The 19,350-nt window shown below is 62.9% G+C and carries 18 protein-coding genes; 6 read left to right on the top strand and 12 right to left on the bottom strand.

Translation table 11 applies throughout. The features are described from left to right. Positions 1–34 precede the first annotated feature (34 nt). Positions 35–526 carry an RNA 2',3'-cyclic phosphodiesterase gene (thpR, locus tag HMPREF3149_RS12655; RefSeq protein ID WP_083280876.1) on the top strand — a complete coding sequence of 164 codons (492 nt, stop codon included), beginning with the start codon at positions 35–37 and terminating at the stop codon, positions 524–526. Here the strand turns inward: thpR and HMPREF3149_RS12650 are convergent. The 10 genes from HMPREF3149_RS12650 to HMPREF3149_RS12605 all read right to left on the bottom strand — a co-directional run bounded on the left by HMPREF3149_RS12650 (position 501) and on the right by HMPREF3149_RS12605 (position 12,522). Beyond that, positions 501–2,132, bottom strand: a complete 1,632-nt coding sequence (locus HMPREF3149_RS12650; protein ID WP_070538590.1) for an FUSC family protein — start codon at positions 2,130–2,132, stop codon at positions 501–503. The two genes, thpR and HMPREF3149_RS12650, sit on opposite strands and share 26 nt — an antisense overlap. Next, the gene (locus tag HMPREF3149_RS12645; RefSeq protein ID WP_070538589.1) at positions 2,104–3,324 is read right to left on the bottom strand and encodes an ABC transporter ATP-binding protein; all 1,221 of its coding nucleotides are present in this window, start codon (positions 3,322–3,324) and stop codon (positions 2,104–2,106) included. The genes HMPREF3149_RS12650 and HMPREF3149_RS12645 overlap by 29 nt, the downstream gene beginning before the upstream one ends. Then, on the bottom strand, positions 3,308–4,066 hold the full coding sequence (locus HMPREF3149_RS12640; RefSeq protein ID WP_042533386.1) for an ABC transporter permease: 759 nt from the start codon (positions 4,064–4,066) through the stop codon (positions 3,308–3,310). The genes HMPREF3149_RS12645 and HMPREF3149_RS12640 overlap by 17 nt, the downstream gene beginning before the upstream one ends. Beyond that, positions 4,063–4,968: an ABC transporter permease gene (locus tag HMPREF3149_RS12635; protein ID WP_070538588.1), complete on the bottom strand. Its 906-nt coding sequence runs from the start codon at positions 4,966–4,968 to the stop codon at positions 4,063–4,065. Before HMPREF3149_RS12635 ends, HMPREF3149_RS12640 begins: the two co-directional genes overlap by 4 nt. Further along, complete coding sequence (locus HMPREF3149_RS12630; protein ID WP_070538587.1) at positions 4,965–6,383, bottom strand: ABC transporter substrate-binding protein; 1,419 nt, start codon at positions 6,381–6,383, stop codon at positions 4,965–4,967. Before HMPREF3149_RS12630 ends, HMPREF3149_RS12635 begins: the two co-directional genes overlap by 4 nt. Beyond that, a complete protein-coding gene (locus HMPREF3149_RS12625) occupies positions 6,380–7,141 on the bottom strand; it encodes a GntR family transcriptional regulator (RefSeq protein ID WP_306558253.1) in 762 nt (253 codons plus the stop codon). Before HMPREF3149_RS12625 ends, HMPREF3149_RS12630 begins: the two co-directional genes overlap by 4 nt. A gap of 80 nt (positions 7,142–7,221) precedes the next feature. Beyond that, entirely contained in the window at positions 7,222–8,202 is a 981-nt protein-coding gene (locus tag HMPREF3149_RS12620; protein WP_042531886.1) for an LLM class flavin-dependent oxidoreductase, read from the bottom strand. A gap of 3 nt (positions 8,203–8,205) precedes the next feature. Further along, on the bottom strand, positions 8,206–9,543 hold the full coding sequence (gene brnQ, locus HMPREF3149_RS12615) for a branched-chain amino acid transport system II carrier protein (protein WP_070538602.1): 1,338 nt from the start codon (positions 9,541–9,543) through the stop codon (positions 8,206–8,208). A gap of 38 nt (positions 9,544–9,581) precedes the next feature. Then, positions 9,582–10,679: a MalY/PatB family protein gene (locus tag HMPREF3149_RS12610; RefSeq protein ID WP_070538586.1), complete on the bottom strand. Its 1,098-nt coding sequence runs from the start codon at positions 10,677–10,679 to the stop codon at positions 9,582–9,584. Positions 10,680–10,689: 10 nt separating this feature from the next. Then, positions 10,690–12,522, bottom strand: coding sequence for an ABC transporter ATP-binding protein (locus HMPREF3149_RS12605; protein WP_070538585.1), 1,833 nt, complete (start codon positions 12,520–12,522; stop codon positions 10,690–10,692). 90 nt (positions 12,523–12,612) lie between these two features. Here HMPREF3149_RS12605 and HMPREF3149_RS12600 point away from each other — a divergent pair, with 90 nt between their 5' ends. Next, the gene (locus HMPREF3149_RS12600) at positions 12,613–13,149 is read left to right on the top strand and encodes a polysaccharide biosynthesis/export family protein (RefSeq protein WP_042531880.1); all 537 of its coding nucleotides are present in this window, start codon (positions 12,613–12,615) and stop codon (positions 13,147–13,149) included. Further along, positions 13,146–13,670: an isopentenyl-diphosphate Delta-isomerase gene (gene idi / locus HMPREF3149_RS12595; protein WP_042531878.1), complete on the top strand. Its 525-nt coding sequence runs from the start codon at positions 13,146–13,148 to the stop codon at positions 13,668–13,670. Before HMPREF3149_RS12600 ends, idi begins: the two co-directional genes overlap by 4 nt. Here idi and HMPREF3149_RS12590 read toward each other — a convergent pair. Beyond that, entirely contained in the window at positions 13,667–14,953 is a 1,287-nt protein-coding gene (locus HMPREF3149_RS12590; RefSeq protein WP_070538583.1) for a carboxylesterase family protein, read from the bottom strand. The two genes, idi and HMPREF3149_RS12590, sit on opposite strands and share 4 nt — an antisense overlap. A gap of 23 nt (positions 14,954–14,976) precedes the next feature. On the opposite strand from HMPREF3149_RS12590, the gene HMPREF3149_RS13715 reads away from it, so the two are divergent. After that, entirely contained in the window at positions 14,977–15,141 is a 165-nt protein-coding gene (locus HMPREF3149_RS13715; protein ID WP_168162221.1) for a hypothetical protein, read from the top strand. Continuing rightward, positions 15,128–15,283, top strand: coding sequence for a hypothetical protein (locus tag HMPREF3149_RS13710; protein ID WP_168162220.1), 156 nt, complete (start codon positions 15,128–15,130; stop codon positions 15,281–15,283). The genes HMPREF3149_RS13715 and HMPREF3149_RS13710 overlap by 14 nt, the downstream gene beginning before the upstream one ends. Before the next feature lie 22 nt (positions 15,284–15,305). Here the strand turns inward: HMPREF3149_RS13710 and malQ are convergent, their stop codons facing one another. Next, entirely contained in the window at positions 15,306–17,396 is a 2,091-nt protein-coding gene (malQ, locus tag HMPREF3149_RS12585; RefSeq protein ID WP_246820015.1) for a 4-alpha-glucanotransferase, read from the bottom strand. Positions 17,397–17,489: 93 nt separating this feature from the next. Between malQ and HMPREF3149_RS12580 the strand changes: the two genes are divergently transcribed. Continuing rightward, on the top strand, positions 17,490–19,331 hold the full coding sequence (locus tag HMPREF3149_RS12580) for an AMP-dependent synthetase/ligase (RefSeq protein WP_070538581.1): 1,842 nt from the start codon (positions 17,490–17,492) through the stop codon (positions 19,329–19,331). Positions 19,332–19,350 lie beyond the last annotated feature (19 nt).

Genomic DNA, 19,350 nt, shown 5'->3' with positions numbered 1-19,350 from the left:
ACGTGTTGGATCCAAAACTCCTGTTGACGGTGAGATGATCCGCCTTTTCAGCGCCTTTTTCCCCTCGGAGGAAGCGCGGGAGCATCTGGTGCGGGCGGTACGCCCTCTGAAGGACAATGGGCTGCGGTGGGTCGATCCAGATAATTGGCACATCACGCTGGATTTCTTCGGGGATCAGCCCAATGATGCCGCCGAGGTCCGCGAGATGCTCCGCGGAATTGAAGGAGCATCGGTGACACTGAGTCTGAGCGGGGCGGGGTCCTTTGACAAAAACGTGCTGTGGGCTGGAGTGCACGGCCACATCACGCACCTCATGCTGGAACCATCCCGTCCGCATCTCACGCTAGCCCGCGCGGGGCGTCGTACGCGCGACCCCTGGCTTATCCCGGATGCTGTCCACGCGCTGAGTGTTTACCGCGGACCGGAATTCGAGGTCAGCACCATCAGCTTGGTGCAGTCCTTTCTTGGGGAAGGACGCGGGGGCGGGCCGCGTTATGAGGTCATCGATGAGTTTCCGCTGCGGTGATGTGCTCGATGAGTTCATCCAGCTCCGCGCGGCTCGGCTGCGAGAGCGGGTTGACCACGCAGAAGTCCAACAGATAATAGCCGGCTGCTTGTAGAGCCGTGTGGCGCTTCCAGAACTGTTCGATGTCAGAGCGGTTCGTGGCCAGGGACTGCATACTGCGGCGTTCCGAGAGCAGCTCGTAGTGCAGGTCACGGCGCTGCGCCAAGGCTTCCTCCGGGGTCTTGATAAGCAGCGCGCCGAGCAGGGCCGCCATGGCCTCGAAGCAGCGCGTCTGCAAGCGGTGGTGGTTGAGCATCTGCGCGTTGGGCTTCCACAGCCACAACACCAGCATGGCTACCACCACGGATAGCCCGATTTCCGCCATGCGCTGACCAATCGTCTGAGCCAGATGGCCCGAGGAATTGCCCATGAGCAGCGCCAGTGGGGTGGAGAACACCACGCACAGCGCATAGTTTTTCACCACGAGAATCTCCGCGCAGAACTGGCAGAATGCCAGCGCCAGCAACAGTCCCCAGCCATGCGGGCTGAAGGATGCGATGAGCGCGAAGACGCACACGCCCAACACGGAGCCGAGCATGCGCTGCAGGCCGCGAATCGTACCCGGAACGCGGTCTGGGCCCCACTGTAAGAGCAGCAGCACCGATACCGCGCCCCAGTCCGGGCGGTGAAGCCCCAGCGCCAAACCCAGAAACGCGGTCACCAGACCACCCAGCGCAATCTTTTCCGCCGTAACCACCGCATGCGAGTTGCCCACGGCCGCGCGGTACATGCGGTAGCGCATCGTGGGCTTGGTGTGCGGAATCGTGGTGCGGTCGGGGTCGACATAGGTAGGCGCATCCGACAGGTCGTCTGAGTTGCCGCCCACCTGCTGGTGGTGGGCCACGATGCGTTGCTGCGCGGCGAGGGCGCGATGCACCAGCGAGGCCTGGGCAGGGCGGCGAATGCGGCCACCGCGGATGACGCCGGCGTCGGCAAGCGCTTGCCACGCCGTGGACAGGGCAGATTGTGCCTGGTGGTGTTTGGCCAGGAAATCCGAGGAGGAGTCCACAAAGGCCGCAGCAGCTTTCTCCAGTGCGGCGACCGCGCGCGTCTCCGGGCCGTGCGGATCCCAGAAGCGCGGCAACATGCCCAGCACGTAGCCGGCAGCCACGCCCGCCAGGCTCCACCCGGCGACCTCCCATGGCGAAATCCCGCGCAGCATGGTGGAACCGCCCGCCACCATCACCATGAAGAACGTGCCGGGCGGCGGCAGACGCAGCGCGTTCTGCACGAACGCGCCCACCGTCGCCAGCGTCACCGTGAACACCGCGGTCATGGCCAGCCCGTCGATGAGGGAGCCCGTCGTGGCGGCGAGCGTGAGCAGCGCGCCGGCAGTGAGGATGATGCGGCGCCGCGTGCGGTAGGGGTGCCCCTCACCGTAGATGACGGAGAACGCTCCGGCGGAGACCAAGAGCACGGCGTCGGGGTGTCCGATGAGGATGGCCACCAAGCCAGGAATGATGATCGCTAGCGCCGCGCGCAGGGCGCCGGGCCAGCGGCGCGCGGAGGTGTTGAAGGCGGTGAAGAGCTGGAGGGCGCTAGGGCGTTGCGGCAGAGGGTGTTCCATAACGTGAGAACACCTTACTCGTTTCGCCAGAATCCACGAGCTTGCCGTCCTGCAGCACGGCCACGGTGGGACACAAGTGCTTGACGACGTCCATATCGTGTGACACAAACACCAACGTCATGTCCCGAGTCACCCGCTGGATCAGCTCGAGGACCTGCGCGCGGGAGGTGGCGTCGAGGGCGGAGACGGCTTCATCGGCCAGCAGGATCTCGGGCTTGCCCACGACCGCGCGGGCGAGTGAGATGCGCTGGCGTTGACCACCGGAGAAATCACGGGGATAGCGCTCGACGCCGTCGATGCCGACCTCGCGGAGCACGCGCTCGGCTTCCTCGCGGGTGCCGCCGCCTTCGGCCACGATTTTCCATACGGGCATGCGCGGATTGAGCGAGCTCTTGGGATCTTGGAAGACCATGTGGAAGCGGCGCGAGACGGTGACGGTGCCAGACGTAGGCTTTATCAAGCCGGTGAGCAGCTTGAGAAGTGTGGATTTGCCAGAGCCGGAGCCGCCGATGATGCCCAGGCGTTCGCCCTCGCGGACGGTCAGGGAGACATCATCCAGCGCGGTAACCCCGCGGTAGGTCTTAGTGACGTGGTCAAGGGTAATGACGGGCTCGCCCAGGGTAGGGGTGGGTGGCAAGCTGAGATCCGGAGTGGTCATCTCACCGATGTGGACGACGCGGTCGCAGAGGCGCTCGACCACCTTCTGATCATGGCTGATGAACAGCAGCGCGGTGTCCTGGTTGTCGGTGACGGAGGCGATGTCGGAGAGGATCTCTTCCTGGGTGTGCGGATCGAGGGCGGTGGTGGGCTCATCGCAAATGAGGAGTTTGGGCCCGCGCGCCATGGCCATCTCAATGAGGGCGCGTTGGCGCTGCCCACCAGAGAGCTGGTGCGGGAAGCGGTTGAAGCCCGGAACCTTCTGGAGGGGATCGAGCGCAGTCATGGGTTCCTGGAAGACCATAGCTAGGGGAAGCTGGCGCAGGTCGCGGTCGCGCATACCGAGCAACTCCTGGCCCTCGAAGCGGATGGAGCCGGTGGCCTTGAGATGGTCAGGCAGCAGGCCCATGATGGCGAGCGCGGTGAGGGACTTGCCGCTGCCGGAATCGCCGACGAGCCCGACGCGCTCGCCCGGGGCAATCTCGAAGGTGAAGGGGCCGACGGAGCCCACGCGCAGATCAGTGACGGTCAGCATGGCTTCCTAGAAGGTTGAATCCGAGGACGGTGCCGGCGATGGCCAGCCCGGGCCACAGAGCTTGGAGGGGGTGGGTGGCCAGGAGGGGTTGGGCGTCGTGAAGCATGCGGCCCCACGAGGCCGTTGGAGGGGCGGTGCCCAGGCCCAGGTAGGACAGGCCGGCCTCCGCGAGAACAGCCAGCGCAAAGTACACCGAAGCCTGGATGGCGATGATGCCACCCAGGTTGGGCAGCACGTGGCGCCACGCGATGAGTGCCGGAGGCACCTTCGAGATGCGCGCCGCGGCGATGTAATCCTGCGTCATGATTTGCAGAGTGCCGGAGCGCGTGACGCGGATGAAGGAGGGAATGCCCGCAATACCAATGGCGATGGTGGCCGTGAGCGTGGACGAGCCCCACACCGCGCCGGCGACGATGGCCAGCAGCAACGCCGGGAAAGCTAGGAGGAGATCGGCCGCGGCCATGATGACCCCGCCGCCGCGCATCCCCGCGATGATGCCCAACGGCACACCGATGAGAGCGGCGATAGCCACCGCGACGACACCCACGAGCAGCGTGACCTGCGCGCCCGTGAGGATGCGGGAGAAGGTATCGCGGCCAAAGCGGTCGGTACCCATGAGGTGCTCGAGGCTGGGGCCGGCCAGGCGGTCGGGGGAGATGAGGTTCGGGTCATAGGGCGTCCACACCAGCGAGACGAGAGCCAGCAGGACTGTAAGCCCCACGAGAAGATAACCGGGTTTCATCGGGCCTCCTTGAGGCGCGGATCGATGACGCGGTAGGCCAGGTCCGTGAGCAAGTTGACGGTGAGGGTGAAGGTGACAAAGACCATGATGAGCGTTTGGATTGTGGTGAGGTCGCGGGTGGAGACGGCGTCGAGAAGCATGGAGCCCAAACCTGGGATGACGAAAACATTCTCGATGACCACCGCGCCCACCACGAGCGTGCTCAGCTGCACGCCCGTCACGGTGAGGACGGGCAGCGCCGCGTTGCGCAGGCCGTGGCGGATGAGCGCCCCAGTGCGGGACTCACCCAGGGAGCGCGCGGTGCGGATATAGTCCTTGTCCATCTCCTCCGTGAGGGTGGCGCGGACGTAGCGGGTGAGCATCGCGCCCTGCACCAACGCCAGGGAAATCACCGGTAGAACGAGATGGCTCAATCCCTCACGCGGCAGCTGCCAGCCATTGGCCGGCAGCCAGCCCAGATGTACGGAAAAGACCGCGACGAGGAGGATGCCGACTAAGAAACTCGGCACCGCGATGCCCAGCTGCGTCGCCGCGTTGAGCACCGGGAGACGGAATCGCGCGAGGAGGATGCCCATGGGGATGGCGCCCAAAAGAGCGAGGGCGATGGCCAGGCCGATGAGCAGCAGGGTTACCTGTGCGCGGTCGAGGACAAGCGGGGTGATGTCCTGCTGGGAGGACAACGAGATACCGAAATTACCCGTGAGTAGGCCTTTCATCCACTCCACGTACTGCACAATCAGCGGGCGGTCGAGCCCCATGGACTGCGTCAGCTTCTCGACGGCCTCGTCGGTGGCGTTGACGCCCAAGGCTACGCGCGCCGGGTTGCCGGGCACAGCCCGCATGAGCAGGAAGATGATGATCGAGGCAGCGAACAACGTGCCGATAAAACGCAGAACTCTCATCGCACACCTCGCAATTCGATGGCGTCGGTGATCTGGTTGGGCTGAAGGCCGGTAAGACCATCGCGGTAGAGCACAATGTTGGGCATATTCATCAACGTTAGGGCCGGCATATCGGCCATGATCTGGTCCACGGCTCCGCTCATATCGTCCTGCTGGAGCAAGGTGCGGGCCTGCGCGGAGTCATAGCCAATGTAATAGTCCGGGTTGCCAAAGATGGTGGGGATATCGCGCGGCTCAACGTGCGCCACGAGAGACATCTGGTAATCCTTCGCGCCCATGACCTGGCTCAGCCATACCGCGGGGAATTCGGCGGTTTCCAGCGTGACATCGAAACCGATTTCGGTGAGCTGGGAGTAGAGGAACTCCGAGAGGGTTTGGGTATAAGGCAGACTCGGGACGGTCAGCGTCAAGGGGGTGCCCACGGCCCCGGCGTCCTCCATGAGCGTGCGTGCACGGGCGGGGTCGAAGGGGTAGTAATCCTGGCCGCTAAACCACGGGTCGCTCGGTGGTACGGGCGCCCCACCGGTGTCGCGGGCGCGGCCCTGCCACAAGATGTCATTGGCGGCCTGCCGGTCAATGCCATAAGCCACAGCGTGGCGCACGCGGGGGTCATCGAAGGGCGCTGCCTGGTTGTTCATAGAGAGCAGCACCTCACCGTTGGTGGTCCCGACGGCGGTGTGGATGGAGTCTTCGAGGGTGTCGAGCAGCTCGGGGTTTTGTACGCCCCACACCGCGTCGACCCCTCCGGAGCGCAGTGCGTTGACCGCGGTGAGGGAATCGGGGAAGTAACGGATGGTGATGTCCTCGGCGGCTGGCGTTCCCCAGTAGTCGCTGCGGGCCTCGAGAGCGATGTATTCACCGGGGGAGAACCCCGCCACGGCGAAGGGGCCAGTGCCCACGGCTTCGGTAGGGGTGCGCATGGCACCAATGGCGGTGCCCATCGACCATAGCCAGCCGGCCGAGGGGCGGGAGAGCTCGACGATGAGCGTGTGGTCGTCGGCAGCCGTGGCCTGCTTGACGACGTCCATCTGCGCACTAATGCCGTTGGTCCACTCCGTCTTCACCGCGTTGATGGACCACGCGGCGGTGTGCGCAGTGAAGGCCTCGCCATTGGAAAAGGAGGCCTCGCGCAAGTGGAAGGTGTAGCGCGTAGGTTCGGCCTCCCAGGATGTGGCTAGGCCCGGAACGATGTCACCCTCCGGAGAGATACGCACGAGGGTTTCGTAGACGTTGCTCATGAGTGCAGCAGGGATGGCTGCACCACCCACGGTGGTGAAGTCCAGGGACGTTGCGGGCGTGGTGGTAGCTAAGGTGAGCGCGGTGGAATCAGCATCCACAATCGCGGTGGAGCCTGCAGAGCATGCGCTTAGCGACGCCGCCCCCAGCAGCCCCAACAGAGTCAGTCGGGTTCTCATCCTTCCGAGAGCTTGACTTCAAGCGGGGAGGTAGTGCCACGCACGCTGGTCATGCCGAGCGTGAGGCGGTCACTGAGGTACAGGATTTCGGTGCACTCGACGGGGTGGCCAGAGTGATCGGAGATGTCGAGGTGCAGGCGCCACAGCGGGGTGCCCGTGTCGATGTTGAGGGAACGCGCATCCTCCTCCGTGGCTTGCGCCATGGAGAGCTCGCGGTTGACATTGTCGAACTCGACGCCTTTGGCGCTGAGGTGATCGTGAATGGAGCCGTTGTCCGCATCAAAGTTGAGGATGTGGCTGCCCACCTCCAGCGGGAAATACATGCGCTCGATGGAAATGGGAAAGTCGTTGGCGCTGCGCACGCGGTGCACGAAGACGACCGGGGCACCTTCGTCCACCTGCAGGAAGTTGGCCACCTTCTTCGGGGCGGGGCAGCGAGCGAGCCACAGGGTCTTCGCGCCGGGCTCGAAGCCGCGCTCGCGGAGCCAGTGCGTCACGGAGAAAATCGAGTCGAAAGACTCGGAGGTGAATCGGCCCAACACGACGGAACGCCGGCCGCGGCCGGAGGAAATGAGGCCCTCCGAGCGCAGGGCGGCAACGGCTTGGCGGACGGGCCCACGGGAGGAGGAGAATTGCTCGCAGAGCTCGGCTTCACTGGGCAGGAAGTCACCTGGGGCGAGTTGCTTGCTGCGAATGAGTCCGCGCAGATAGTCAGCAATCTTGCTGTGCTGCTGGGTACCGCGAAGTGACACGGCCATTCTCCTCAATGTTGATACTGTTATAACAGGTCTAATATTAATTCACGCGCATGCAAAAAGTCTTGCACGTTGGGGAAACATTACAACTCCCACGCGTGCGCCAGTGTTTCCATGTTACCCAAGACCTTCTCGTGATTGGTCGACTGCAGTGAAATCATGAGCTCGTCCGCCTGTGCTAGCTCTTGGAACTCTGCAAGGTACTCGCGGACGTGCTCGCCGTTGCCCACGGCGGAGTACTTGAGCATGTCGAGGATCTGCTGGCCCTGGGCGGTGGAGATGATCTGCTCCACGTGGGCGTCAGAAAGCTGCTTGCCCCTGCCCACAAAGGCCTTGACGCGGCGGAAGCACACGCGCTCGAACTCCTCCTCGGCGTTCTCACCTGCGGTGACGTTGACGCCGGCGATGACATAAGGTTCGGGGAAGGACTCGGAAGGCTGGTAGTTCTCGCGGTAGTAGGCGGTGGCGGACTCGAGGTGCTGCGGGGCGAAGTGGGAGGCAAAGGCGTAGGGCAGACCGTACTTGGCTGCCAGTGAAGCGCCGAACATGGAGGAGCCCAAGATATAGATGGGCACATTGGTGCCAGCGCCCGGGATGGCTTGAACGCCCGGGATGATGGATGCGCCGGCGAGGTAGCCCTGCAACTCCCTGATGTCCTCCGGGAAGCGCTCCGCGGCGTGGCCATCGCGACGCAGTGCGCGGCCCAAGGTCTGCATATCGGTACCAGGGGCGCGGCCCAGGCCCAGGTCGATGCGATCGGGGTAGAGCTCGGCCAAGGTGCCGAACTGTTCGGCGATGACATAGGGAGCGTGGTTGGGCAGCATCACGCCGCCTGAGCCGAGGCGGATGCGCTCGGTCTTGGCGCCAATGTGGGCGATGAGAACGGCCGGGGATGAGGAGGTGATGGAGGGCATGTTGTGGTGCTCGGTGTACCACATACGCTTAAACCCCAAGGCCTCCGCGCGCTGTGCCAGCTCGACCGACCTGGCCATTGACTGGGCGGGGGACTCTCCCTCGTAGATGGTGCAGAAATCGAGGATGGACAAGGCGGCGCGCTGCGTCATGAGTTACTCACTTCTTTCTTCAGAGCCTGTAGATACAACATCGATGATAACGCCGATGATGAACGCAAGGAGGGTGGGAACAACCCAGCCCAAGCCCACGTCCTGACCAGGGGAGAAGTCTAGCGGTGCGCCAAAGGAGGTAGCCGCAGACCACAGCACGGATACCCACAGTGCAAGTCGGAAGGCCCAGTGGAAGGTCACCCAGCGCTTGACCACTGGCTGCAGCAAGGTGAGAGCGATGAGCGAGATGGCCGGCGGGTACAGGAAGATGATGAAGGGCACGGCAATCGACAGCACGGTCTCCAGGCCTTGGAATGCAAAAGCGATGGACAGCGCTGTAAAGAGGCAGGCCCAGAAGTGGTAGGAGGTCTTCGGAACCAGCATGGCGAAGAACTCTGACGTGGCGGAGATGAGTCCCACCGCGGTGGTCATGCAGGCCAAGATGACGATGGCGGAGAAAACGGCCTGGCCGGTGGTGCCGAGGGTGAGGTTGGAGGCGTCGGCAAGCAAGGCGGCGCCTGAGTCGTAGGAGGAGCCGTTCGGCATGGTCTGGCCAATCCACGCCAAGCCCAAGTAGATCGTGGCGAGCAGAATTCCGGCAATGACCGCGGAGACCACCGTGCCGCGCAGCAACTCAGTGTTCTTGGAAAAACCTTTGGAGCGAAGGGAGTTCACAATGACGATGGAGAAGGCTAAGCCGGCGATGGCGTCCATGGTGTTGTAGCCCTCAAAGAGGCCGGTGACGAACGGCGAGGTCGCGTACTCCTCCGTTGGCGTGCCCGGGACGCGTGGGTTGCTCACGGTTGCCACAGTGATCAATACGACGAGCAGGGCGACGAGCGCTGGGGTGAGGAATTTTCCCAAGGTGTCGATGATGTTGTTCGGGCGCCACGCGAGCACCAGAGCGATAAGGAAGAAGACCACGTTGAAGGCACCGTTGGCGGCAGTACCTTCCCAGCCCAGCAGTGGGGTAATGGCGGTTTCCATCGACACCGCACCGGTGCGCGGCAAGGCGTAGAAAGCGCCGATGGCGAGGTAGGCAATGACGGAGAAGGCAACGCCGAAAACTTTGCCGCCGTGATTGCCAATATCGCGCACAGACTGCCCGGAGATGGCCACCGCGATGATGGCGAGAACCGGCAACGCCACGCCGGCGGCGAGGAAGCCCAAGGTGGCGGGCCAGAAGTTGGTGCCGGAGGAGACACCGACCTCCGGCGGGAAGATGAGGTTGCCCGCTCCAAAGAACATGGAGAAGAGCATGAGGGAAGCCACGACGATGGTCTTCATGGGAGAACCAGTCGAGGCTGTATGCGGGGAGGCCTGAGCGTCATTTATGGACATTTTTCCAAGGATAATGCCCATGACGTGAGATGTAAATTCTAGTGGAAGGCCTTCTCCAAGCGGTCGAGTGCTTCTTCCAGCAGCTCACGGGAGGTCGCAAAATTGAGACGCGCGTGGTGCTCGCCGCCCGTACCGAAGGTCACACCCTCATTGAGGGCTACCTTGGCGTGTTCGCGGACCCACGCGGCCGGTTTCGGATTATCCCCGATGGCTGTCTCTGAGAAATCGAGCCACAAGAGGTACGTGGCCTCCGGGCGGGACGTCTTGAGCCCCGGCACGCGCTTGGGTAGCTCATCCACCAGCCAATCGCGGGTGTCCTTGAGGTACTCCACTTCCTCATCGAGGAAGTCCACGCCCTTGCGGTAGGCGGCCTCCGCCGCCAGCACACCGAGCGTGCCGGTGCCGTCCTTGGCTACTCCGGTGAGGCCATTCCAGCGCTCCACATCGGCGGAGTTGGACAGGATGACCTGCGCGCACTTGAGGCCCGCGGTGTTCCACGCCTTGGACGTGGCGGTGACGGTGATGACGCGATCCGACAGGGAGGCCAGCGGGATGTGGCGGCCCTTGTAGACCAGTGGCGCGTGGATTTCGTCGGAAAGAATGCGTGCATCATACTTATCCGCCAGCGCCACCAGCCCACGTAGCCACTCCTCATCAAAGACAATGCCGAGGGGGTTGTACGGGTGGGAGAGCAGGATGGAGCCGGCGCCGGCCTGGAAAGCACGCTCAATGTCCGCAAGCTCCAGGGAGGTCTCGATCTTCTCGCGACCTGCCGTTTCTGGAAGCTCCAAGAGGGGTGGGTAGGAGGGAACTGGGACCGCAACCGGGCCCTCGGTGAAGTACTGCACGCCGAGCAACAGGCCGCGGACAACGTCCCCGATCCAGAACACGTGCTTCGGGCGCCAGCCATAGCGTGTTTCGTAGAAATCGGCGACGGCCGCGTTGAGCTCCGAGGCCTTGGGGGCCGGGGTATAGCCGAAGGACTCGGCGTCAACGGCCTCCTGGATGGCCTCCTTCACCGCGGGTGCGGTGAGAAAATCGGACTCGGCGATCCAGAGAGGGATGACATCCTCGTCGTACACGGTCCACTTGCGCGTCCCGCGGGCGGAGAGTTCTTTCAGACTAGGAAAATGCATGGGCCCCACCCTACTCGGAGGGAGTCTGCACGAATCCGTATTTTTTCAGTCGCTGGCGGTCTGCGGCGGAGGCGGATTGGGTCAGGCGGAGCAACTCGGCATAGATTCCGTCGCTCTGTGCGAGCTCAGCTGGCGAACCGATCTCTGAGATGACACCTCGGTCGAGTGTGACGATGGTGTCCACATCCGCAATCGTGGACAGGCGGTGCGCGATGATGAGCGTGGTGCGATCCTTCATGAGCTCATCCAGGCCTGCTTGCACGGCGCGCTCGGCCTTGGTGTCGAGCGCGGAGGTGGCCTCATCGAGGACCAGAATCGGTGCGTCCTTGAGCATGGCGCGTGCCACGGCCACGCGCTGCTTCTGCCCACCGGAGAGCTTCAGGCCGCGCTCGCCGATGACGGTGTCGTAGCCGTCCGGGAATTCCTCGATAAAACCGTGGGCGTTGGCCCGCTTGGCCACGGCGATGATCTCCTCCATCGATGCCCCTGGCTTACCGTAGGCGATGTTCTCCTTGATGGTTCCGGAGAACAAATAGGACTCCTGAAAGACCACGCCCACCGAGGCACGCAGGCGTTCCGCCGTGAGCGTGGCCACGTCCTGCCCAAGCACCGACAGCGTGCCTTCCGTGGGTTGGTACAGGCCCAGCAACAGGTTGACCAACGTGGACTTACCACCACCGGACTCGCCCACGAGCGCCACCTTGTGCCCTTCCTCGGTGCTAAAGGTGATGCCGTTCACCACCGGCTTGTCCGCCTCATAGGCAAAGGACACATCGTCGAAAGCAAAGACGGGACCCTCAGCTGGGGCCAGCGGTTCGACAGGGGAGAGGTCGAGCTCCGGGACGTCGGACGCCGCAGCGGCAGAAACCAGCTGCGGGTTGACCGTGGGCTCCGGGGTTTCCTCCATGACCTTGAAGTAATCCTTGGAGCCGGCAATAGCGCGCTGGCTGATATCCACGATCCAGCTCATCATGAACACTGGCTGCTTGGCCATGTTCACCAGCTGCAGGAGCATGACCATGTCACCGATGGAGAAATGGCCTTCCAGTGTGCGCCAGAAAATGAGGCCGTAGATGCCGAAGAAGATGAGTGCCATGGCCACTCCACGCGCGGTGTCCATGGAATGCCACCACCGTGACTGTGGCCTCGTTGTATCCACCACGGTGCGGTAGCGCCCACCGAACGAGGCCAGCTCACGGGCTTCGGCCACGAAGGACTTGGTGACCTTCACCTGGCCGATAACTTCCGCGAAGCGGCCATTGGCCAGGTCAACGTTCTCATTCTTGATGGCCTCAAACTTCTGCCAGCGCGATGAGGTCTTTGCTGTAAGCCACATATAGATAGGAAAGAGCGCGGCAAGCAGGAGTGCCAAAGGCCAGTAGTACACCGCGGTAATGACGAGGACCGCCGCGGCTTGGATGAGCATGACGAAAAAATTATTGGAGAAGGACTGCAGGAACTGCGTTACATTTGCAATCGAGCGATCCAAGCGCGCGATGATGGTGCCCGTGACCTGGTTGTCGTAGTAGCCCTGCGGCACGGACAGAAGCTTGGCAAAGTAGCGAGTCGAGAGAATCTGGCGCAGGCGAGAGACCATCACGTCGCCGATATAGCCCCCGATATTCTTCACTACGTTGCCCAGCGCATCCGCCACGAAAAGGGCAAAGACCCACCACACGATGGTGCGCAAAGCTCCGCCGGCCACGACGGTATCTGTGGCCTCGCGGAGGATAAATGGGGTCAGCAGCGACAGAATAGCGGTCACTGATGCGGTGATAAGGACGCCGAGATAGAACGGCCACAGAGCTGAGGCACTGCGGACGATGCGGAGAATAGAGTTCATCGCCGGCTGATGATACGCCCTTAATAGGAATATCCAACCCGTGGACTAAGGTAGGGGAGAAACCGTAGTCGTGATGGAAAAGGATTCGCGGTGAAGAACTACCTCCCCCTAGCGTGCGTCCCGCTGTGCTTGGTGGCCTTGTCGGGCTGCAGCATCCTCCAACCGCCGGACGCGGGCCCGCAGGACAACATCGTGGTCTCCAGCTCGGAGCCGCCAACGTTTGAGGCTAAAGACGTCGATGTCCGCGAGGTGACCGACAACCTGGCAGAGCCCGCCAAGGACGAGGGCCTCAACGTGGAATATGAGCTGCAGGGACTGTACGCCGGCGGGGGCGGCACCGTGCTGACCGTGAAGATTCACAACCTGGGGGAGCTGCCGCTGCCTGCCGACGCCCTCGCGGAACCCACCCTGGAGCGTGCCGATGGCAACGGCGGGTGGGCCGCGGTTGATCCGGTTCCTTATGACCCTGAGGTCAATGTGTCGCTGCCCGCGCCGGGATTGGACCACCCGCTGGGCGCAGGGGCTTCGACCAACCTTCAGTATGTCTATAACGTTGCCGCCGGCAACCTGTGGAATGCGCGCTTTACCATTGGCAATGTGCGCTTTGTAGGAGACCTTAACCTATGACGGAACTCGTCGTACTGGCCTCACCTGAAGGAGAAGCTATCGGCACGGCGGACAAGGCCGCTGTGCACACCGCGGATACCCCGCTTCATTTTGCGTTCTCCGCGTGGGTCGTGCGCGAGGGCACGATTTTGCTCACCCGCCGCGCCTTGTCCAAGCTGACGTGGCCCGGCGTGTGGACCAACTCCTTTTGCGGGCACCCAGGTCCCGGCGAGGCAACTGGTGACGCCGTCGTGCGCCGTGCCCACTTCGAACTCGGCCTCACCGGCACCCCAGAGCTGGTGTTGCCGGACTTTTCCTACCGTGCAGAGGATTCCTCTGGGGTGGTGGAACATGAGTTTTGCCCGGTCTACCTCTTTGAGACCACCGACGAACCGACGCTAAATCCGGATGAGGTCGATTCCTACGCGTGGGCTCCTGCTGGCGATGTCCTCGCCGCCGCACAGGCTACGCCTTTCGCGTTTAGCCCGTGGATGATCGAGGAGCTTGCTCACGTGCCCCTGCGCGAGGCGCTCCTGCGCTAAAGCAGAGCGCCGTCCTTGGCGAACGCCGCGGAAATGTAATCCAAGCTGGAGTGCGCCACGCGGTGTTCTCCATTGTCCAGGTTGTACTCCCACACGGCATGCTCGGGGCGGTAGGACTCGAAACCAGGATCGCCAGTGCGCACGTACTCCTGCAGCCACGCGGCCAGCTCGGTTCGGCCGAAGAGCGGGCGTAGCTCCTCGCAATGCAGCGCCGGGCCGGAGGAGCGCGTGAATTCCACCATCCACGTCTCACCCGGCGCCTTTTCTGCCACCTCCGCCGTCCACCGGCGGATGATGGCATCACCCACCATGCGGCCAGACGGTCGATCCTTATCCAGGAACCGTGCCACCTGATACCACGGCTTGAAGCCATTGCGCGGGAAACCCAAACGCGGTGCCAAGTACCGCAAAGCAATCCCGCGGAAGGGAGAGCGGTCAATTTTCTGGGTGGCGGGGATGTTATAGAACTCGTCGCGGGTGCTTCCGAGGATGAGGGGGACCTGGGCAAGCTGCGAGCACACCATGGGCGTCGGGCCGAGCGCCATGTCCAAGTTGTACTTCCTGCGGAACTTTTTATAACCGGCGTCGAGCTCCTCCTGGCTCATCGCAGCCAGGGAGGAGCGCGTAATGGGCTTCTTCATTACCTGACGCAGCGTGGCCTTGCGCTCCTCAAAGCTCTCGCGCGGGAAACCGGGGGACAGCGCAACACCACGGCGGAAGGCGCCACGGTAGTGATCGCGCCGGGTCAGCCACAGCACGGCATTGGCTCCGGCGGACTGGCCCAGAAGGGTGACGTTGGTGGGGTCACCGCCAAAGGATTCAATATTGCGCTGGATCCATTCCAGGCCCATCTGCAGGTCCTCAATGGCGCGGTAGCGGTTGGGTTCATCATCGCGGAAACGTGCCAGGCCCGGCAGTCCCACGCGGTAGCCCAGCTGCACGTGCACAATGCCCGCCTGCGCGGTCGGCGTGCCTTCTGCGCGGCGGTCCTCGTGGGAGCCGTGCTCGTAGCGCCCGCCGTGGACATAGACCAGCACCGGTGCCAGCGAAGATGCATGGCGTTCGCCAGTGATGAGCGGCTCGGATGGTGCGGTGATGGTGAGCGCGATCTTTTCCGGATGCGGTGTGCGCGCATCCTGATCGCGGCGGGCAGCGGGCTCAGGATCCGCGAAATCTCCTGGGATGTGGGAGTACTCAATGGAATGGAAGTGGGCCACATCGTCCGTGAGGTAGCCGGTGATGGTGCCTGCGGGGCAGGTGATGTCGAGAGGTGCGCTGCTCATGTCCAACAGGCTACCCTGAGGGCATGGAATGGCTTGTGCAAGCGCCAGTGTGGGCGCAAATGGCGGTGCTTGCCGTCACCGCCGTGCCGGCCGCGACGATTATGGGGTGGCTTCTCATGTGGGTTATTGACCGCGTGTACTCCCGCGTGGAGGCCGTGACTAGGATGGGTGAGCATGACTCCCGATGATCACCGTGAAGGGCTCTGGGACCCCGAGCGCCCAGAGCAGCCCCAGCGTAAGCGGGCCCTCCCCAAATCCCGAGTGAGCGTGACCCTGTGGTTGATGATCGCGCTCATCGTTGTTGTGGCAGTAGCGGGTCTGCTGGTCTAGTCGGCCCGCCCTCAGCCGCGTCTTAGCTCGACCGCGTTGACACTTGGGCTAGGCGCTGGAAAAGCTCCTGCTTCGGCAGATCTTCCAGCAGCACCGGCTCACCGGCGGTGTTGCACAGCGGAATGCACCAGTTGGGGTACTGGTCCTTCGTCGTTCCCGGAAGGTTCTGCGCGCGCACGTCACCGACCATGTCCACGACATTAGTGATAGTCAGCGCGGACGGCGTGCCGGCGACGTACTTGTGGAGGGCGACGAGGAAGTCCTCTTCGTTCTCACGATTGTCCAACATGCCGTAGGCCTGCAGATTGTCCTTGACCTTTTCCTGCCAATCGCGGTCTTGCTCCATTTCATCTGCGACTGCGGTGGTCAACAGACCCAAGCGTGCGCGCAAGGCGATGTGGTCGCCACGCAGGTAGGCCAAAGTCGGCGGCAGATCGTGCGTACCCACGGAGGACATCGCCATCTGGCGGTACTGATCCTGAGGGCGCGGAGTGGGGCCATCATCGGCATGTTCAAACCAGATGATGGTGGTGCCTAGCACGCCCATGTCCTGCAGAGCAGTCTGAACCCAGGGCTCGAGGGTGCCCAGGTCCTCGCCCACGAGGACCGCACCAGCGCGCTCGGCCTCGAGCGCCAAGATCCCCAGCATGGCTTCCCAGTCATAGTTCACGTACGTGCCGTTGAGCGGGCTGGAGTGGCGCGGAATCCAGTACAGGCGGAACAGACCGAGAACGTGGTCCACGCGCAGACCACCCGCGTTGCCCAGCATGGTGCGCAGCAGGTTCCGCCACGGGAGGTAGCCGGACTCTGCCAAACGCACCGGGTGCCACGGCGGCTGTGACCAATCCTGGCCCTGCTGGTTGTAATCATCCGGCGGTGCACCTACCGAGCACTGCGGCGCAAGGTATTCCGAAAGGTTGACCGCATCGGCGCCGCTGGGGTGGATGCCCACAGCCATGTCCGTGATAAGGCCAATGGACATCCCAGCATTGAGCGCGCGGCGCTGAGCGGCGTCCAGCTGCTCATCGCAGAGGAATTGCAACCACGAGTAGAACTCCGCCAAATCGGAGACATCGAGGTCAAGTGCGTGGCGGCGGCCGCTGTGGCGCTCCAACTCGGTCTCAGCGCACCACAGGGCAAAGTTGCGCAGGCCGCGGCCCTCGCGGCGCTGGTATTCACCAAAGGCCGCACGGCGCTCCGGCGTCATCTCTTGGTTGAAGAGCTCTTGCAGTACCTGCAGCTTGGCCTCGAAGATGGAGTCGCGGTCAATCTCCTCTGCGGAGCGGTTGCGCTCGCGGAACTCGGAAGCCAGCTCGGCCACATCATCCTGCAGCTCTGGGCTCAGGAGCTTGAGCTCCGGAACATCCTCGACGCGGATGTAAATGGGGTTGATGAAACGGCGGGTGGTGGGCAGGTACGGAGAATCCTCCACTGGCGGGAGCGGTTCACCTGCATGCAACGGGTTAATAAGGAGGAAGTCATAGTGCGGAGCGAGAATCTCTGTAAGCTCGGCCAGGTCGCCGAAATCACCCATACCCCAGGACTTGTCGGAGCGCACTGAGTACAGCTGCGCCATCGCACCCGCTGCGGGCTGCTCGAGGAAGCGATCCGCTGTGCTCAGGTGGTTCGGCACGACGATGAGCGGGCATTCATACTCGCCAATGCCCGGAGAGGATAGCTTCAGGGTGTGGAAGCCCAACGGCAAGTCTCCAGGAACGTGGAAGGAGGCCTCGCCCCAGATGATCCCGGAGACGTCGGCAGGCGGGGCGTCGTTGTGGTCCTGGTATGTCGGACGCGTCTCGCCATTCTCTAACTCAATGGTGACGGTGACGGGATCACCATCGTGGACGTGGACAGTGAAGGATTTTTCTGCGCCTTCGCGCGCCACGACGCACGGTGGCAATGGGCGGGAAGCGCGATCCAGGTAGTCCTCAAAGAGGGCCTGTGTTAATTCTTCATCGTCAGGTCGGTCAGAGATAGAGACGCCAAGTGCGCGCAGCGTATAGGTAATAGTTTCCTCGCTGACGTACACAGGCTGTCCGTTCTGGGCGGTGTACTCGCAGGCCACTCCGTGGCGCTGGGCGAGCTCTTGAAGCAGATCACGGGTAGTCACATCGCCCAATTGTGCCACGCCCTCCGCACGCACGTGATAAATCCGGTTGGTAGAGTGGGCTGGAATTTAGTTTTTGTGGGAAAGGACACAACTGTGACTTTAAATGAGGCACATACCAAAGCTCAGTTCCAGATTGATGAAGGGGAGACCTGCCTGACGGCCATGATGGCCACGGCAAAGGCCCGCCCACATGGCGTAATGTTTACCCGTCCGGCGAACTACGAGTGGGTCAACGTTACCGCAAAGGAATTCGTCGAGGAGGTCTACGCGGTGGCGAAAGGCCTCATTGCCCTCGGCGTGGAGCAGGGCGACCGCGTTGCTTTGATCTCGACGACGCGTTATGAGTGGTCCCTGCTGGATTACGCTATCTGGGCTGCCGGCGCGATTTCCGTTCCGGTCTACCCATCCTCCTCGCTCTCCCAGGTTCAGTGGATTGTGGAAGATTCCGGCGCTGTCCTGGCGATTACGGAGACGCGCGAGCACTCTGAGCTGGTCAAGCACCTCAAGCTGCGTGAGGACGGTACACCGCAGCTGCACGGTTCACCTTCCCAGCTGCGCCGCATCTTGGAGATTAACTCTTCTGCCATTGACACCCTGAAGTTTGAGGGCCGCGAGCTTGATGACGCCGCAGTGAACGAACGCATTGAGGCCACCGCTACCGATGACGTGGCCTCGCTGGTCTACACCTCCGGCACCACCGGCCGGCCGAAGGGCTGCATGCTTACCCACCGCAACTGGCTGGCGGAGGCCCGTGGCCTGCTCACCAACCCGATCGGCGCCATCGCCGTACCGGGTTCCCACGTGCTGACCTTCCTGCCGCTGGCGCACGTCTTTAGCCGCGCGGTGTCCCTTGCGGTCACCATTGGTGGTGCATCCCAGAACCACTGGGCAGACTTCGGCACCATCACCATTGAGTTCGCGCGCTCTCGTCCGAACCTGATTCTGGGCGTGCCGCGCGTGTTTGAAAAGGTGCGCAACGGCGCTTCCGCCAAGGCGCATGGCTCCTCCGCGTTCAAGGGCGCCATCTTCGATCGCGCGGAAAAGGTAGCCATCGAGTATTCCAAGGCGCTCGACACTCCGGAGGGTCCTGACCGCTTCCTCAAGGCCAAGCACAAGGCCTTTGACAAGCTTGTTTACGGAGCAATCCGTGAGGCCATGGGCGGCGAGGTGAAGTACTGCATTTCCGGCGGTTCGGCCATTTCCCAGGAACTTCTGCATTGGTACCGCGGTATCGGCGTGACCATCTATGAGGGCTATGGTCTCACTGAGACCGCCGCGGCTGCCGCCGTGGACTTTGTGGATCAGTCCATCGGTACCGTCGGTCCGCCGCTGGGTGGCACAACGCTGCGCATCAACGATGACGGTGAGATCATGATTAAGGGTGGCGTCGTCTTCAAGGGCTACTGGCAGAACCCGGAGGCCACCGAGGAAGCTCTGAGTGATGGCTGGTACAACACCGGTGACCTTGGTGAGATTGATGAAGATGGCAAGCTCGTCATCACCGGACGCAAGAAGGACCTCATCGTGACCGCGGGCGGCAAGAATGTCTCGCCCGGTCCAATGGAGGATATCCTGCGTTCCCACCCGCTGATTTCCCAGGCCATGGTGGTCGGTGACGGTAAGCCCTTCGTCGGTGTGCTGCTGACTCTCGACGAGGACGCGCTCAAGCGCTGGAAGGCCGAGCGCAACATCTCCGCGGCCAAGGGCATCCGTGAGGTCTCCGCCGATCCGGGCCTACGCGCGGACATCCAGGACGCCATCAACCAGGTTAACGCCACGGTGTCCCACGCGGAAGGTATCAAGAAGTTCGTCATTCTGGACCAGGACCTCACCGAGGAAAGCAATGAGCTCACCCCGACCATGAAGGTCAAGCGTTACGTCGTGGCGCAGCGCTATGCGGCCGACATCGAGCGCCTCTACGCCGGCAAGAAATAATCTCCAGATCGCGAGCCAA

Source organism: Corynebacterium sp. HMSC05E07 (assembly GCF_001807225.1).
Classification (GTDB): Bacteria; Actinomycetota; Actinomycetes; order Mycobacteriales; family Mycobacteriaceae; genus Corynebacterium; species Corynebacterium singulare.
Note: the sequence above shows the minus strand (reverse complement) of the source record. Positions and strands in the feature narration are given on the sequence as shown.

Coding starts and splice junctions, on each gene's coding strand:
- HMPREF3149_RS12590 (WP_070538583.1), bottom strand. CDS start 14,953: ATGAGCAGCGCACCTCTCGACATCACCTGCCCCGCAGGCACCATCACC.
- HMPREF3149_RS12645 (WP_070538589.1), bottom strand. CDS start 3,324: ATGCTGACCGTCACTGATCTGCGCGTGGGCTCCGTCGGCCCCTTCACC.
- HMPREF3149_RS13710 (WP_168162220.1), top strand. CDS start 15,128: ATGACTCCCGATGATCACCGTGAAGGGCTCTGGGACCCCGAGCGCCCA.
- brnQ (WP_070538602.1), bottom strand. CDS start 9,543: ATGTCCATAAATGACGCTCAGGCCTCCCCGCATACAGCCTCGACTGGT.
- idi (WP_042531878.1), top strand. CDS start 13,146: ATGACGGAACTCGTCGTACTGGCCTCACCTGAAGGAGAAGCTATCGGC.
- HMPREF3149_RS12625 (WP_306558253.1), bottom strand. CDS start 7,141: ATGGCCGTGTCACTTCGCGGTACCCAGCAGCACAGCAAGATTGCTGAC.
- HMPREF3149_RS12650 (WP_070538590.1), bottom strand. CDS start 2,132: ATGGAACACCCTCTGCCGCAACGCCCTAGCGCCCTCCAGCTCTTCACC.
- HMPREF3149_RS13715 (WP_168162221.1), top strand. CDS start 14,977: ATGGAATGGCTTGTGCAAGCGCCAGTGTGGGCGCAAATGGCGGTGCTT.
- HMPREF3149_RS12635 (WP_070538588.1), bottom strand. CDS start 4,968: ATGAGAGTTCTGCGTTTTATCGGCACGTTGTTCGCTGCCTCGATCATC.
- thpR (WP_083280876.1), top strand. CDS start 35: ATGATCCGCCTTTTCAGCGCCTTTTTCCCCTCGGAGGAAGCGCGGGAG.
- HMPREF3149_RS12640 (WP_042533386.1), bottom strand. CDS start 4,066: ATGAAACCCGGTTATCTTCTCGTGGGGCTTACAGTCCTGCTGGCTCTC.
- HMPREF3149_RS12605 (WP_070538585.1), bottom strand. CDS start 12,522: ATGAACTCTATTCTCCGCATCGTCCGCAGTGCCTCAGCTCTGTGGCCG.
- HMPREF3149_RS12610 (WP_070538586.1), bottom strand. CDS start 10,679: ATGCATTTTCCTAGTCTGAAAGAACTCTCCGCCCGCGGGACGCGCAAG.
- HMPREF3149_RS12620 (WP_042531886.1), bottom strand. CDS start 8,202: ATGACGCAGCGCGCCGCCTTGTCCATCCTCGATTTCTGCACCATCTAC.
- HMPREF3149_RS12630 (WP_070538587.1), bottom strand. CDS start 6,383: ATGAGAACCCGACTGACTCTGTTGGGGCTGCTGGGGGCGGCGTCGCTA.